This is a genomic window from Luteibacter sp. P4_E6, from assembly GCF_056401535.1.
Genome location: NZ_JBFUJE010000741.1, coordinates 1 through 1,536, shown reverse-complemented (window position 1 = coordinate 1,536; position 1,536 = coordinate 1). Strand labels below are relative to the sequence as shown.

Genomic DNA, 1,536 nt, shown 5'->3' with positions numbered 1-1,536 from the left:
CTTCACGCAGGTAACGTCACGGGCGGGCAATCCGAGCTGGTTCACTTCGCCGGCCGGAATCTGGGCATGGTGGCGGGTGCCGAAGCGGTCGGCGGCGCAGCGGCGCTGGCGGGTGTCGAGTCCGGTCCTGGCTTGGTTGTGTTTGGCGCTGTGGGCGCCATAGGTGGCGCCGTCGCCGGCGACAAGATCGCCAACGCGATCGACAACCATCGGATCTATAACCAGGCCGACGCGAGCGGGAAGAATTGGCACTACGACCCTGCGCACCCTGACAGCGGTTGGACCCACACCGAGACGGTGATGAAGACCGCGGCCAACGGTGCGCCGTATTTCGGTCGCGAGCAGCACGTTGCCGATGCGTCCTTAACGAATACGCTCAATTACAAGGCTTCGTGCACGGCTGTGGATCTGGCGCTGGCACACAACAACACGCCGGCCGATCCCTATGCTCAGCGCCCGGGCCCGCACGATACCGCGAGCGTCGTGGATGCGCCGTGGGTACGTGACCCTCAGACCCACGCATGGTCCCGCCATGTCACCGATCAGGTGCTCGAACACGGGATGACGAGTTCGCACACCGAGACGGCCACGCCGACACGCGCCGCGGAGCTGGAGCAGTCAGCGAAGGCGACGATCGCGGCCAATCTCGCGGACTCACCTCGCGGCATCGCCCAGCACTATGCGGACGCGTACGAGCGGAACGGATGGCAAGCGCAGGGACCCATGCCCGACTCTGTCACCCATGCGCTGAAGCAGCCTGAAACTATACGGGACGCGTCGGACGGCCATGCTTACACCCAGGGCGCCGATGGTCATTGGCGTACGCCCGGCATGATCTATGGGACCAATGAGGCCAAGGGCAATGTGCGTGACGAGCTGGAGGCCACGAAGTCGGCCGCTGTCATGCTCAACCATGCCGCCCATCCCGACCACGCGCTGTTTCGTCAGGCCGAAACGCACGTGCACGCGTTGGACGCCAAACACGGCCGAACGCCGGACCAGGGTAGCGAGAACCTGGCCGCCGCGTTGACCGTCGCGGCGAAGCAGGGCGGTTTGAGGAAGATCGATACGCTGGCCTTGAGTGACGACGGCTCTCAGGTGTTTGTCGCGGACGTGATCATTCCCAAGACCCTGAACAACGTCGCGAGCGTTGACACCGTACCGGCGATACAGACGCCGGTAGAGCAGAGCAGCCAGAAAATCGATGAGGTCAACGTCGATCTGTCCGCGCAGGCGCAGACACAGAATCATCAGCACGCGGTGAGCCAGCAGCACGGGCATAGCATGCCTGGCAGGTGAGGCCAGGCATCTACCGGCGTCCTGTGGCTCAACGCGGCTGCTAGATCCAGGTGATGAGCGGGCGCTGGATAAGGCGGAAGACTATCTGCAGAGGTTTGAGTATGGGACGTATGGGCTTCATCTCACCGTTTGGAACTGCTCGGCAGGTCCTTTGGCGGTCGACGGGGGGCGCTCCTTGGGGACAACACATGCTTAAGGCTCGCCTTGCGCTGCTGGAGCGAAGTAGTGACGCAATCC

General features: G+C 63.7%; 1 protein-coding gene. It reads left to right on the top strand.

The features are described from left to right. On the top strand, positions 1–1,299 hold a 1,299-nt coding region (locus tag AC1DT2_RS23005; protein ID WP_477298989.1), incomplete at its 5' end, for an XVIPCD domain-containing protein. Positions 1,300–1,536: the final 237 nt, after the last annotated feature.